The 14286-nt window shown below is 58.8% G+C and carries 10 protein-coding genes; all 10 read left to right on the top strand.

What is annotated here, in order from left to right; translation table 11 throughout:
* The coding region (locus J4E00_RS24510) for an MGH1-like glycoside hydrolase domain-containing protein (RefSeq protein WP_410779764.1) at positions 1-1557 on the top strand (1557 nt) is incomplete at its 5' end.
* Positions 1558-1591: 34 nt separating this feature from the next.
* Entirely contained in the window at positions 1592-3631 is a 2040-nt protein-coding gene (locus tag J4E00_RS24505; RefSeq protein WP_208178007.1) for a glycoside hydrolase family 65 protein, read from the top strand.
* Positions 3632-4348: 717 nt separating this feature from the next.
* Positions 4349-6403: a sigma 54-interacting transcriptional regulator gene (locus J4E00_RS24500; RefSeq protein WP_208178006.1), complete on the top strand. Its 2055-nt coding sequence runs from the start codon at positions 4349-4351 to the stop codon at positions 6401-6403.
* A gap of 64 nt (positions 6404-6467) precedes the next feature.
* Positions 6468-8738 (top strand): histidine kinase dimerization/phosphoacceptor domain -containing protein, encoded by a 2271-nt coding sequence (locus J4E00_RS24495; protein WP_208178005.1) that lies wholly within the window; start codon positions 6468-6470, stop codon positions 8736-8738.
* Positions 8739-8969: 231 nt separating this feature from the next.
* Positions 8970-9800, top strand: coding sequence for an alpha/beta hydrolase (locus J4E00_RS24490; RefSeq protein WP_208178004.1), 831 nt, complete (start codon positions 8970-8972; stop codon positions 9798-9800).
* A 33-nt stretch (positions 9801-9833) separates the two neighbouring features.
* Positions 9834-10646: an alpha/beta fold hydrolase gene (locus J4E00_RS24485; protein ID WP_208178003.1), complete on the top strand. Its 813-nt coding sequence runs from the start codon at positions 9834-9836 to the stop codon at positions 10644-10646.
* 113 nt (positions 10647-10759) lie between these two features.
* Positions 10760-11224, top strand: coding sequence for a DoxX family protein (locus tag J4E00_RS24480; RefSeq protein ID WP_208178002.1), 465 nt, complete (start codon positions 10760-10762; stop codon positions 11222-11224).
* Between the two features lie 126 nt (positions 11225-11350).
* Positions 11351-12409: a catalase family peroxidase gene (locus J4E00_RS24475; RefSeq protein ID WP_236050114.1), complete on the top strand. Its 1059-nt coding sequence runs from the start codon at positions 11351-11353 to the stop codon at positions 12407-12409.
* A 49-nt stretch (positions 12410-12458) separates the two neighbouring features.
* Positions 12459-13745, top strand: coding sequence for a glutamyl-tRNA reductase (gene hemA / locus J4E00_RS24470; protein ID WP_208178001.1), 1287 nt, complete (start codon positions 12459-12461; stop codon positions 13743-13745).
* 30 nt (positions 13746-13775) lie between these two features.
* Positions 13776-14255 (top strand): carboxymuconolactone decarboxylase family protein, encoded by a 480-nt coding sequence (locus tag J4E00_RS24465; protein ID WP_208178000.1) that lies wholly within the window; start codon positions 13776-13778, stop codon positions 14253-14255.
* The last annotated feature ends 31 nt before the right edge of the window (positions 14256-14286 follow it).

Genomic DNA, 14286 nt, shown 5'->3' with positions numbered 1-14286 from the left:
CAGACCTACCCGCGCTGGATGCAGCCGGTGGACATCTACCAGTCCGAAAACCTGGGCACCAACGCCGTGCATTACCAGGCCAACATCGTGCTGGCCCAGATGGCCATCAAGCTTGGCCAGCCCGGCGTGGCCGCCCAGCACAAGCGCCAAGCCGAGGTCATTAAATTTGGCATCAACCAGCACCTGTGGCAGGCCGACAAGGGCTACTACGGCCAGTACCTGTACGGCCGCACCCACCTGGTGCTCTCGCCCCGGGCCGAAGCACTGGGCGAGGCCTTGTGCGTGCTCTTCGGCATTGCCGAAGGCGAGCGTGCCCAGCAGGTGGTGAGCAAAACGCCCACCACGCCCTACGGCATCTCCTGCATTTACCCGCAGATTCCGGGCCTGCCGCCCTACCACAACGACGCCGTGTGGCCCTTTGTGCAGAGTTTCTGGGCCCTGGCCGCCGCCAAGGTCGGCAACGAGCCCGCCCTCACCGAGGGCCTAGCCGCCATTTACCGGCCGGCGGCGCTGTTTCTGACCAATAAGGAGAATTTCGTGGCCCGCAATGGCGACTTCGCCGGCACCCAAATCAACTCCTCGAACATGCTCTGGAGCTTGTCGGGCAGCCTGAGCTTGGTTTACAAGGTGCTGTTTGGAATGCAGTACCAGGGCGACCTGCTCGTGTTTCGGCCCTTTGTGCCGCAGGCTTTCCAAGGGCGTCGCAAGCTCATGGGCTTCCGTTACCGCCGGGCGGTACTCGATGTGACGATGGAAGGCTTTGGCAACGTCATCCAAAGCATCACCCTCGACGATAAACCGCTGCCTGATGCGGCCATTCCAGCTGGTCTGACCGGACGTCATACCGTAAGCATTGCCTTAAAGAATCAAGCACCGGCGGCCCAGCTGGTCAATCGGGTGGACAACGCATTTTCGCCTGAAACACCGGCCCTGACTTACCAACAGGAACGTCTGCACTGGACGCCCATTGCCGGGGCCACCGCCTACAAAGTGCTGCGCAATGGCAAGCTAATCAGCACCAAGGCTTCCACCGATACGGCGGCCCCAGCGGTAGAAGGCACTTACCAAGTGGTGGCCGTTGGTGCCGGGGGCCTGGAGTCCTTTGCCAGCGAGCCGCTAGCAGTGGGGACAGCGGAGCAAATGCAGCTGGAAACCCTTGCCCCTAAATCTTCCCTGGCTTACCAGGGATTCACCGGCTCTGGTTTCGTAGAAGTCAGCACCAGCCGCAACACCCGGCTAACCATTGCTGTCGCCGTGCCCGAGCCCGGCCTCTACGCGCTCGATTTCCGCTATGCCAACGGCAATGGCCCCATCAACACGCAGAACAAGTGCGCCATCCGGACACTACGCCATGGCTCCGAACTATTAGGCACCGTGGTACTGCCCCAGCGCGGCGTGGACGAATGGTCGAATTGGGGCTATTCAAACCCCATTCTCGTGCGCCTCGATAAAGGCTCTAACGCACTCACGCTGGCTTACGAGCCCGCCAACCACAACATGAATGGCTTAGTCAACCAAGCTATGCTCGATTGCCTACGGCTGCGGCGCGTGCAGTAAACTGCTCACGCATTGTGCATTAAATTTTATTATTTTGAAAACGCATTTCTTCACTTGGTTACTTCTACTGGTCGCGCGCCTGCCGCTGGCCGCCCAAACTCCCGATTCGTGGCGCATCGCGGCCGATAAAATTGACCCCGCTAATTACTACGGGGTGACGGTAGCCAACGGGATGCTCGGCATTGTGTCGTCGCCGGTGCCATTTCAGGTGAAGAATGTGGTGCTGGCCAGCACGTACGACCAGTATGGCCGGGGCCGGGTGAGCAACTTCCTGAATGGCTTCAACCTGCTAAACACGTACCTGGAAATAGGTGGCCACCGCATTAATGCACAGGACGTTAGCAATTTCCGTCAAGAACTCGACATGCAGCGGGCCGCCTTCACTACAACTTTCGACTACGCCGATAAAGCCACCATCAGCTATACCTACTACGCCCTGCGTCACTTGCCCTTCACGGCGCTGCTCGACGTGACGATAAAGGCTAAGAAACACCTGAGCCTCACGGCGGCCAGCGTGCTGGAAGCCCCTGATGCGCTGCGTGAAACACAGAACTATTACAACGAAATCGACCGGCCGCACGCCACGCTAAGCCTGCTCACCTCCTCGGCCCGGAGCCCCACGGGCAAGCTGCAAATATGTGCCAGCACCAGCTTCTTGTTTGAGGAGCCGCACGGGCAGGAGCCGCGCATCATCCATGAGCTGTGGGACAGCAACCTGCACCTCATGAAGTTCGGCAAGCTACTGCAAGCCGGTCAGTCGTACACCTACGCGGTGGCAGGCACCACCCTCACCTCGGCCCACGACCCCGACCCGCTCAACCAGGCCGAGCGCCTGACCATTTTTGCCCGCCTCGAAGGCAAAGCCCGCCTGCTCGCTTTCCACACCAAAGCCTGGCAGGAGTTGTGGCAGAGCGATATTGAGATAATCGGCGACGCCCAGGCGCAGCAAGATGTGCACAGCATGCTCTACCACCTCTACAGTTTCACGCGGGCCGGCACCGACTACTCGCCCTCGCCGATGGGCCTTTCGGGGCTGGGGTACAACGGACATATTTTCTGGGACACCGACGTGTGGATGTTTCCGGTGCTGGCCGTGCTGCACCCCGAGATGGCCAAGTCGTTGGTCGAATACCGTTTTCACCGTCTGGAATCGGCCCGCCACAATGCGCTGACGCACGGCTACCAGGGCGCAATGTTTCCGTGGGAAAGCGCTGATGCGGGCGTAGAGGAAACCCCGGTCTGGGCGTTGAGCGGCCCTTTCGAACACCACATTTCGGCCGATGTAGCGCTGGCTGCGTGGCAGTACTACTGCGTGACCCAAGACAAGGCGTGGCTGCGTGAGAAAGGCTGGCCCATCCTGTCCGCCACGGCCGACTTTTGGGCCAGCCGGGCGGAGCGCAATGGCCCCGGCCACTACGATATTAAGAACGTAGTAGCGGCGGATGAGTGGGCCGAAAACGTGGACAACGATGCCTTCACCAACGCTGCCGCCCAGGTCAACCTACACAATGCCGCCGCGACCGCCAAGCTGCTGGGGTTGCCCGCCAACCCCGACTGGCTGCACGTCGCCCAAAACATTCCCATCCTGCACCTGCCCAATGGCGTGACGCAGGAGCACGCCACCTACCACGGCGAAGGCATCAAGCAAGGCGATGTGAACCTGCTGGCCTACCCATTAGGCGTTGTTACGGCTCCTGCCCAAATTCGCAAAGACCTCGCTTATTATGAAACTCGCGTGCCCAATGAAGGCACGCCCGCCATGACCCAAGCTATTTTCGCCCTGCTCTATGCCCGCCTGGGCGACGCCGACAAGGCGCATCACTTCTTCCAAGATGCTTACCAACCCAATCTGCTGGCGCCGTTCCGCGTCATTGCCGAAACCAAGGGTGGTACCAACCCCTACTTTGCCACCGGGGCAGGCGGGGTACTGCAAGCCGTGCTCATGGGCTTTGGCGGGCTTGACATTACGCCTATGGGTATTCTACAACGCAAAACAACCCTGCCTACAGGCTGGCAATCGGTGAAGATTACGGGCGTCGGGCCGCAGCACAAGACGTACTCAGTCCGCCGTTAAGTCAGCATACCTAAAAGGCTGAAGTAACCTAGTTTATCCTGACATAGCTGGGACGTGGTTTGCGAGCGGGATTCGAAGTTGTTGGATGGCGTCCCATTGTTTTTTGCTGCCATCCCAGAAGAATTGATAATGTTTCGCTTTCTGCACAGGCAGCCTAATGCCGTGAGTGAACATATGCTTCCACCAGCGCCTGTTAGCGGGTAATATGCGTTCTACCCAATATGCTCTGGGCAGCAATACTCCGCTCGCGAGTACCGCCCAGGCACGGTTGAATTGCGGGTCGGACAATGATTCCAGGTGCACAGTGGGGGGTTAACCCCGAGAGGGGCATTTGCGATACGCCGCTGAGGAACTCTAGCAGCAGTCAAAAGAACAGTTCTTTCGAAGCTGATTCTTATTGCTTTCCGTTGCTTTGGGTATCTCCAAAATAACTAGCCTTATTTGGGGTTATCCAAAAATTCTGGAGGCTTCAAATTCATCAGCCTCCGAAGTTATGCTCTCCAGACCGGGCTGATGGTAACTGAGGACATGCATTTCCCATTTGTATCGACCCCAACTTGTCCAAAGGAACCATGGCATGATTCTACATAGCGCAAAGGTTGACGGCCGTGTTGATAATCAAGACGCTGAGGCGCTGTTCCGCCAAAGAAAACCTATATTTGATAAGGCGTCAGCTTGTGCCCATGGCCATTTGGCTTTCCTCGCTATTCCTATTCTATGCACCCGCCCGCTGCTCTGCGCCCTGCGCCTTCTACTTGCAACGTCTTGGTGGTGGAGGACGAGTACGTTATTGCAAATGACTTGCGTTTGCTGCTGCTCGAGTCGGGCTACGGCGTGCAAGGAATTGCCGACTCAGTCGCCGAAGCCCGGCAACTACTAGCCCGGCAGCGCCCCGACATAGTCCTGCTCGATATCTATTTAAAGGGCAAGGCCACCGGCATCGATTTGGCCGTCACCTTGGAAGAGGAAGGTATTCCCTTCATTTACATTTCGGCCAACGACAGCCCCAGTGTGCTCGAAGCTGTGAAAGCCACCCAGCCCAGCGGCTATATTGTGAAGCCCTTCCGGGAAAAGGACGTGCTCACGGCCCTCGAAATTGGGCGCTACCGGCACGCGCACGGCGTGGAGGTGCAGCTGCGCAAAGAAAAGACTCTACAAATTTCCCTTACCGAAGCCCTGGCCCAGTCGCGGCCCTGGCCGGAGAAGCTGTTGCAAACAGCTGCTCTACTCCAAGGAGATATTGCCTTCGATTTAATGGCCGTGCGCTATGAGCACGGCGACAGCCAGTTCACGCACCGCTACTACCGCACGGGGTTCGACGAGTACCAAACCCTGGACCAGGAAGCTTTTCTGCGGCTCATCAACCTATCGGCGGTACACATGCCCCAGCTGCAGGAGTTGGACAAGCAGTTCTACGACTTTGCCCGTTGCTACGGTCAGGAAGCATACGCGGAGCTGTGCCGGCAACATCCCCTGCTTCAGGGCATTGCCAAAACGCTGCACATGGAGTCGGCGCTGGTCATGCCCGTGGTAGTCGGGCCCGGCCACCGTTTCATCCTCTCGTTCTTCAGCAAGCAGCCCGACGCCTACCGGACCCGACACCTGGCCCTACTCGACCGTCTGGAACAGCCCGTGGCCCTGACGCTGGAGCGCACCCTGGCGTTTGAGGAAGTGGCCCGGCTCAGCGAACAACTGCGCCGGGAGAATTCCTACCTGCAGGACGAGGTGAAGACCACGGCCAACTTCGAAGAAATTATCGGCACCAGTCCTGCGCTGCTACGGGTGTTCAACCAAGTATCGCAGGTGGCTCCCACCGATACCACAGTGCTGATTTTGGGTGAAAGCGGCACCGGCAAAGAGCTATTTGCGCGGGCGATTCACAACTTGTCGGCTAGGCGCGACAAGATTCTGGTGAAGCTGAATTGCGCCGCACTGCCAGCCACGCTCATTGAGTCGGAGCTGTTCGGGCACGAGAAGGGCGCTTTTACGGGTGCGCACGACCGGCGCGTGGGCAAGTTTGAGCTAGCCAAAGGCGGCACCATCTTCCTGGACGAAATCGGCGAGTTGCCACTAGAGCTGCAAGCCAAGCTGCTGCGCGTGCTCCAGGAAAAGGAAATCGAGCGACTGGGTAGCAACACGCCCATTAAAACCGACGTGCGGGTGCTGGTGGCCACCAACCGGGAGCTGGAAGTAGAAGTACGAGCCGGACGCTTTCGCATGGACCTCTACTTCCGATTGGCCGTGTTTCCACTCCCACTGCCGCCGTTGCGCGAGCGGGTGGGCGACATCCTGGCCCTGGCTACTTACTTCGCCCAAAAGGCTGCTCGCAATATCGGCAAGCCCTTTCGGGGCCTGGCTCCCGGGGCGCTAGCCGAATTGCTGGCTTACTCCTGGCCGGGCAACATTCGAGAGCTGGAAAATATCATCGAGCAATCCATCATCGTCAGCGATGGGCAGCGCCCCTTGGAACTGGGCCGTTCCCTGGTCAATTCGTTTTTCCATCCGGAAGCCGCCCAGGCCAATGCGCTAGCCAACCCGACAAGAATGGGTGTCAAACCGTCCCAGCCGCCCAAAGACTTGCTCGACGTGAAGCAGCTGCAGCAGGAAACTGAGCGCGAGTATATCCTGAGCGTGCTGATGAAAAGCAATGGCCGGGTGCGGGGCAGCGGCGGGGCGGCCGAGCTGTTGAACCTCAAGCCGACGACCTTGGAATATCGCATGGAAAAGCTGGGTATTCGCAAAACGATTACTTCTTCAGGAGCAGAGGCATAAGCCTTAGCCACCATGGGGCTCCCCCTGCTCGCTTATACGCTCCGTTTTTCGCAGCCGCTTTCATATGCCCCGTGCCCTGCTCATTTTACTCCTGTTGCTGACCAGCGGGGTGCTCGCTGCCGAACCGCTGTACCCGGCGCTTTCCGCCGCAGCTGCCCACCGCTTGCGGCAGGAACTGTGGCAGACGCCGCCTTCTAAGAAACGGGTGGCGCTGCTGTTGGCTCTGAGCCAGGACCTCATTGCCAAGTACCAGAGATTGGGGACGCCCCTGGACAGCGCGTTAATCTACCGTCAGCAGGCGCAGACGCTGAGTCAGCAGTTGCGGGATGTGGAAGGGCAAATTCGCAGCAGCTACACGCTTGGCAACTTCTGGCTGGGCCTTGGCAAAACAGCTGAAGGGAAGAAGCTATTGTTGCAGGGACTGACTAGTAGTACCCAATTCCACTACGCCCGTCTGGAAGCCGACGGGTGGTATTACCTGAGCGAAACTTATACGTTATCCGCAACTGACTTTCCAAAAAGAATTGCCAGCCTAGAGCGGGCAATGGCGCTGTACCAGACCCTGAACGATGGGGAGCGGGCCGCCTACACACTCAAAACCATTGCGGACCTGCACCTGCAGCAGGGGAAGGACGGACTGGCCCGCGCCGAGCTCCTGCAGGTACTGGCCCGCTACCACGCCATCGGCTACCGCCGCCTCCACTACACTTACGACTTGCTGAGCGTGACCAGCGGCAATTTAGGAGACTATAAAGAAGCATTTCGCTACGGTCAGGCCGCCATAGAAAGCGCGTTGGCCTCCCGCGACACCACCGACCTCAACCTTTTCTATTGCCGGATGGGTTCGCTGTACCGCGTTCTCAACCAGTTCCCAGATGCGCTGTCGTATTACAACAACGTGCTCCTGCGTGCTGAGAAGGCACGAGATGCCAGCAGCGTGAACGATGCCTTAATCCTTATTACAGAGGTTCTGATTGCTCAGCATCAACCCCAACGGGCCTTAAGCCTGGCACAGGAAAAGCTTCGGCAGTATCCACTTAAAGACCCTTTCCGGATTGATTCGCTGAATCTGCTCGCGAGAGGATATTTAGCCAACCACCAGTTAGGCCCAGCCGAATTATGCAATTCGCAGCTCATCAACGCACTAGAGAGCAATCGAAAACTAATAAGCCGTCGCGGGTTGTTGCTGACGGCCTTCATGCGGGCCGCCAATATTGCCCTGATTAACCGGCAGTATGATAAAGCCCGAATCTGTTTGGGCAAAGCGGCAGCCCAAAAGGGCGAAACATATTCAAGTACAACCGAGCGCATGCTGCTCCTGTTGTTTAAGGTTGATTCGTCGCAGGGCAACTATGTTGCTGCCATTCGTCATCAGCAGCGCTACCAACAGCTTCGGGACTCTGTGTTCAACGAAAAGCGAAGCAAGCAGCTCGCCGGCCTGCAAGTCCTGTACGATATGAAGGAAAAGGAGCATGCCATGGCCTTGCTCACCAAACAGAACCAGGTGCAACAGGCCAACTTACGGCAGCGCGAGTGGCAACGCAACACTTCCCTGGCGGGGGTATTCATGCTGGCGGTGGTTTTGGGTTTGGGCTACAATCGCTACCGCCTCAAGCAGCGGAGCAACCGCCTGCTGGAATCCCAGCGGCAGGAAATTGCGGCCCAGAACCAGACCTTGGAAAAAGTACTGACGGAAAAGAGCGGCCTGCTGGAAGAGAAAGAATGGATGCTAAAGGAGATTCACCACCGGGTCAAAAACAACCTGCAAATCATAGGCAGCCTGCTGCGGTCGCAGTCCATATACATGCAGGACGGGGAGGCCCGCGCAGCCGTGCGCGAAAGCCGCAACCGCGTACATTCCATGGCCCTTATCCACCAAAAACTCTACCAGAGCAACCGCCTAGCCGGTGTGCCAATGGCGGCCTACATCCAAGAAATCGTCGACCACCTACTGGCTTCTTTCAATTGCCAGGAGTCCGTGCAAACGCACCTGGCGGTGGCTCCTCTGGAGATGGATGTAACCCTGGCTGTGCCCCTGGGCCTGATTTTAAACGAGGCCATTACCAATGCACTTAAATATGCTTTCCCGGCCGGGCAGGCGGGTAATCTCTACGTTGGATTGGAAGCACCCCAAGCCCACTGCTACCAGCTCACCGTCAGAGACGACGGGGTTGGCTTTGCGCCCGAATTTGAGCCTACACAGTCTCGTACGCTCGGTTTGAGTCTCATTCAGGGCCTGAGCAAGCAAATAGGGGGCCGCTTGCTCGTGGAGGGAACCAGTGGGGTGCACATCAGGCTGGAGTTCGACCAAACGGAACTGGTGGCGCACGCCTAGCAATGGATTGCCGAAGCAGCTCGCAATAATTTGTAGCGTTCCGGATTTCTCCAAAAAAGCTGGAAGCCATAACGTCCCGATAAAAACGCATTTATATTTTCAATAATCTGATTGGCAATAACTTAAACAATAGCATATTTTCTCAAAATTGGACCGAAGGAGGTGGCATGGTTTTGCAAATACTTGGCAGTGATACCAGCGTAATTGTTCACCAACCCTATTTCTGGCCCCATGAAACCCAGTCCCTCCCAAACCATCGTGTTTATTACCGGGGCCTTCGTCAGCAGCACATGCTGGCACGAATGGAAAACATTTTTTGAAGGACATGGCTATACCTGTCTGGTACCGGCCTGGCCCTATAAAGACGCGCCCGCGCTGACCCTACGCAGCCGGCAGCCCGACGCTCGCGTAGCCTCCATCCGCCTGAACCAACTAACGGATTACTACGCAAACATTGTAGCCAAACTGCCCGAGAAGCCCATTCTGATTGGTCATTCCATGGGCGGCCTGCTCACACAACTGTTGCTGCAACGGGAATTGGCCGCGGCGGGCGTAGCTATCCATTCCGTGCCGCCGCAGGGCGTTATTACTTTCAAATGGTCTTTTTATCGGTCGGTGTGGGGGCCGCTGGGCTACTTCACGCCCGTGAATGAAAGCTTCCTGATGTCGTTCAAGCAGTGGCAATACGCTTTCACCAACGGCATGTCGCCGGTTGAGCAGCGTGCTGCCTACCGTGACTTTGTCGTTCCTGAGTCGAAGCACATCTCGCGGGATGGCCTAACGGCGGCAGCCAGAATTGACTTCACGAAGCCCCACGCCCCGCTACTGTTTCTGGCTGGCAGCACCGACCACATCATTCCGGCTTCGCTGAACTACTCAAATTATAAGCGCTACCAGCATGCGGGCTCCGTCACGGCCTACCGGGAGCTACCCGGCCGCAACCACTTCGTGCTAGGCCAAGCTAGCTGGCGCGAAGATGCCTTGTGCATCCTGACCTGGCTGGCCCAGCTGACCGCGGCCCCCGAAGCAGGGACAGGCGTGCTGGCGGCAACCCGACACTAGCAGTCCTGGCTTTTTCCCTTATCCCCTTGCCTCATGAAACCATTCCGATTTACCGCCTTGCTGGCGGCCGTACTCCTGTGCGCCTTGGTAGCCTGCTCCGACGAAAAAACCGACCCGGCAGCCCCACCTAAAACCTTTGTGCTGGTGCATGGAGCCTGGCAAGCGCCCTACGCCTGGCAGCTGGTGCAGCAGCAGCTGGTGCAGCAGGGTCAGCGGGTTGTGGTTGTGGAACTGCCCGGCCACGGCGCCGATACCACGCCCCCCGCGACCCTCACGCTGGATTCTTACCGTGACAAAGTTGTGGCCGCCATTGCGGCGCAGCCCGGCCACGTAATTCTGGTGGGCCACAGCCTGGGTGGCATGGTGGTGACGGCCGTGGCGGAGCGCATTCCGGACCGCATCGACAAGCTGGTGTACATCGGAGCCTTTTTACCCGCTAATGGGCAGTCGCTGCTGGCCTTGGCTTCCACCGATAGCACCTCGCAACTGGGCGCGGCGCTGGTGCCCTCGGCCGACCAGCTCACGCTCGGCATCCGGCCCGACCGGCTGCTGCCTGTCTTTATTCAGGATGGCAATGCTGCGGTTCAAAAGCTGGTCACGGATAATTATCGCGCCGAACCGGCCATTCCCTTCACCAACCCCGTGACGGTGACGGCGGCAAATTTCGGCCGAGTTGATAAGTACTACGTGCACACCTCCCAAGACCAGGCCGTGGGCCTGCGCCTGCAAAAGCGCATGGTCGCGGCAGCGGGCATCACTAAAACTTACACGCTGCCCAGCGGCCACTGCCCTTTCCTATCGCTGCCTGACCAAGTGAGCGCCGTGCTGCTAGGCCTGGCCCGATAGCAAGCGTGAAACCAATCGCATATGGGCGGCGCCAGGGCAGCCCATACACTGGAATTGCGTTCCCACTCCGCTCAACAATCCTGGCTCAGCTTTATTCACTCCCCCTTTATGCCATGAAAAACCAGCCGCGCTTGGTTGTTCTATTTGCCCGCTTGGCCTTGGGAACCTCCCTCCTCTCGGCGGTGGCCGACCGGTTGGGCCTCTGGGGACCGCCGGGGGAGCCGCGCGTTTCCTGGGGCGACTGGGCCCACTTTGTGACTTACACGGCCCAGGTCAATTCTTTCGCGCCGCTCAGTTGGGCACCCGCCCTAGCCGGCCTGGCTACGGTGTTGGAAGTGGTGCTAGGCGGCTGCTTGCTGCTGGGAGCCGGCACGCGGGGCGCCGCCGCCTGGACGGGCTTGCTCCTGCTGGCTTTCGCGCTGGCCATGACGCTTTCGTTCGGCCCCAAGCCTGCGCTCAATTATTCGGTGTGGGTTGCTGCTGGCGCTGCGGGGCTGCTGGCCAGTGCCCCGGACTACGCCTGGAGCATTGATGCCTGGCGCACACGGCCCCGAGCGCGCGGCTCGGTGCTGGACTGACTTATCGGCCTGCTGCCCCCGTGCGCAGGACTCCTCTTACTACCCGGAATACCACGGGGCGAAACCCAGCGCGCATCCCGGGCTATTCCTTGAACATCGGCTTTTTATCACTCTTTTCTCCACGTCATGAAAGTGCTTGACTCAACCCTTCTCACCCCTTACTGCCAGTTCGCAGCCGATAGGGATGCTTCGCGCCATTTATTCGCCCTGACCCTGATGGTGCTATCGCTCAGTTTCGCGCTCACGGTCCGGGCGCAGGACGGCAACGCCGGTGTCGAGTCGAAAACGGTGGCCTCACCCGTGCAGATGGTGCAGGCGCTGAACTCGGCGTTTGGGGCGCACCACGCCCGGGCGGTCCACGCCAAAGGCATTATTCTCCAAGGCAGCTTCCTGCCTGCGGCATCGGCCAGTCGCCTGACGCGAGCCACTCATTTGCAGGGCAAGGGCGAAGCCGTGGTGGTGCGGTTTTCGGACTTCACCGGCATCCCCGACATTGCCGACACTGTGGGGGCCTCCCGGCCCCGGGGCGCGGCCATCAAGTTTCTGCTGCCCGATAATCAATCCACCGATATCGTACTGCACAGCTTCAACGGCTTCCCGGTGGCCACCACCGACGAGTTCCGGACGTTGCTGGAGGCTATTGGCAGTAATGGGCGGGGCGATTCTGCTCCTCTGGGGCAATTCCTCAATACGCACCCCATTGCTAAAACCTTCCTGACCACTCAAAAGCCGATGAGCACCAGCTGGGCTACGCTCTCCTTTTTCGGGGTCAATGCCTTTAAGCTTACCAACACGGCCGGGGAGACGCATTTCGTGCGCTACCAGCTGGTGCCCGACGCAGGCGAGCATTTCCTCAGCAAAGCCCAAGTCAGCACAGCCAACCCCAACTATCTGCAAACCGAGATTAAGCAACGCGTGGCGGCTGCGCCCATCGTCTTCAAGCTCTATGCGCAAGTGGCCGAGCCAGGAGATGTCATCGAAAACCCTGCGGTGGCTTGGCCCGACAGCCGCAAACGGGTACTGTTGGGCACATTGACCCTGAGCAATATGGCCCCCAATACGGTGGCAGAAGACAAGGCCCTGTTTTTCAATCCCAACAACGTGCATGATGGCATCAGTGTGGCCGACCCTATGCTCGTGGACCGGGCCCGTACCTACCCCGTTTCGGTAGGCGAGCGGCAATAGGAAGGCGAACAAGCGGGCTTAAAGACCGAGTTTTTAACTGGTTGTAATCATGACACAGCTAGCTTTCGCACACCCATTCCAGGCCCTCAGTTTATCCTTCAAACACGCCCCGCTGGAAGTCCGCGAGCAATTGGCGCTCAACGAAGGCGAATGCCATCAGCTATTGCGCACCTTGCACCAAGAGCTGAATCTGAGCGATTTACTCGTATTGAGCACTTGCCAGCGCACGGAGGTTTACTACGCAGCCCGCACGGACCGCAACGAGGAAATTAGGCAAGCCCTGGGCCAGTTGAAAAATTGCCTCATTGGCCCCGGGTGGGAACGCTATTTCGACGTGCTACCTGATGCCACCGCCGCTGCTCACCACCTGTTTGCAGTATCCCTCGGGCTGGAAGCGCGGGTACTGGGCGACTCGCAGATTATCGGCCAAGTAAAGCAAGCCTACAACTGGTCAGTTCGGGCCCAGGCAGCAGGCCCTTTCCTGCACCGCCTGCTGCACAGCGTGTTTGCCGCTCACAAGCGCGTGCAGGCAGTCACCAGCTTTCGTTGCGGCACTGCATCGGTTAGCTCGGCCGCCGTAGAACTGGTGGCCGAGCTAACCGCGCACCTCCCCGTTCCGCGCGTATTGGTGGTGGGGCTGGGCAGCATCGGCACCGACCTGTGCCGGCAACTGACCGCACGCCACCCGTTTGGTCACGTTTCGCTGTGCAACCGCACCCACGCCAAAGCTGCCGCGCTGGCCGACGCCTACGGTCTGCACTTGGTGGCATTTGAGGCATTGAGCGCTGCCCTGCGGGAGACCGATGTGGTGATTTCGGCCATTACCTGTCCGCAAGCTTTTTTCACGACTCGGTTGGTAGCCGAAACCATGGAGCCGGGCAGTCGCAAGCTGTTCGTGGATTTGAGCGTACCCCGTAGCGTGGCGCCCGCCGTGGCCCGGCTACCGGGCGTGACGCTGTACAATATCGACGCGATTCGGGCCAAGACGTCGGCGGCATTGCAACAACGCCAGGCGACCGTGCCCCAGGTGCGCGCCATCATTGCTCAGCACCTGTCCGAGTTGCACACCTGGAGCCAACTGCTGCAAGTGTCGCCACTGATTCACCGCCTGAAAAACCACCTGGAGCTCCTGCGTCAGCAAGAGCTGAACCGTTATGGCAAGCACCTCAGTCCTGCTGAAATTGTGTTGCTCGATGCCACTACCCGCTCGCTGATGCAAAAAGTACTCAAGCGGCAAGTGCTTCAGCTTAAGCTATGGTGTCAGCGCGACAGTCCCAGGCCATTGGCGGCTGGGCTGACCGCGCTTTTTGACCTCGGCAGCCAACTCACCTTCTGATTTTATTCACCTCGTTTAACCCCTTTCTTCATGGAAAACACCTTTTTGTCTGCTGCCACCGCCCGGGTGGTACCGAAGCCGCGCTTCGAGCTCACGAGCGTAGAGCCCAAAGCCTACAGCGGCCTGATGCTCATGCACAAGCAGCTTAGCCAGTCGGGGCTTTCACTCACGCACTGGGACCTGATTAATGTGCGCACTTCCCAACTCAACGGCTGTTCCTACTGTCTGATGACGCACACACAGGAAGCCCTGGCCCACGGCGAAACCGAGCAGCGCCTGCACGCACTGGCTGCCTGGCAGGAAACGTCCTACTTCACGGCCGCAGAACGCGCCATTCTGGCCTTTACCGAAGAGGTAACGCTTATTGCCCGGCACCACGTTAGCGATGCGGTGTACGGTGAGGCTGTCGCGCTGCTCGGCGAAAGCTACTTGGCCCAGGTGCTGCTGGCCGTGGTGGCCATGAACGCCTGGAACCGCCTGGGCATTGCTCAGCGCAAGGTGCCGGCGTAATCGGGTATAGCATTGCTCACCTTTTTCAACT

It is taken from the genome of Hymenobacter negativus, assembly GCF_017571495.1.
Lineage (GTDB): Bacteria > Bacteroidota > Bacteroidia > Cytophagales > Hymenobacteraceae > Hymenobacter > Hymenobacter negativus.
The sequence above is the reverse complement of the archived record's forward strand: the minus strand, read 5'-3'. Positions and strand labels throughout refer to the sequence as shown.

Coding starts and splice junctions, on each gene's coding strand:
- J4E00_RS24500 (WP_208178006.1), top strand. CDS start 4,349: ATGCACCCGCCCGCTGCTCTGCGCCCTGCGCCTTCTACTTGCAACGTC.
- J4E00_RS24495 (WP_208178005.1), top strand. CDS start 6,468: ATGCCCCGTGCCCTGCTCATTTTACTCCTGTTGCTGACCAGCGGGGTG.
- J4E00_RS24490 (WP_208178004.1), top strand. CDS start 8,970: ATGAAACCCAGTCCCTCCCAAACCATCGTGTTTATTACCGGGGCCTTC.
- J4E00_RS24485 (WP_208178003.1), top strand. CDS start 9,834: ATGAAACCATTCCGATTTACCGCCTTGCTGGCGGCCGTACTCCTGTGC.
- J4E00_RS24480 (WP_208178002.1), top strand. CDS start 10,760: ATGAAAAACCAGCCGCGCTTGGTTGTTCTATTTGCCCGCTTGGCCTTG.
- J4E00_RS24475 (WP_236050114.1), top strand. CDS start 11,351: ATGAAAGTGCTTGACTCAACCCTTCTCACCCCTTACTGCCAGTTCGCA.
- hemA (WP_208178001.1), top strand. CDS start 12,459: ATGACACAGCTAGCTTTCGCACACCCATTCCAGGCCCTCAGTTTATCC.
- J4E00_RS24465 (WP_208178000.1), top strand. CDS start 13,776: ATGGAAAACACCTTTTTGTCTGCTGCCACCGCCCGGGTGGTACCGAAG.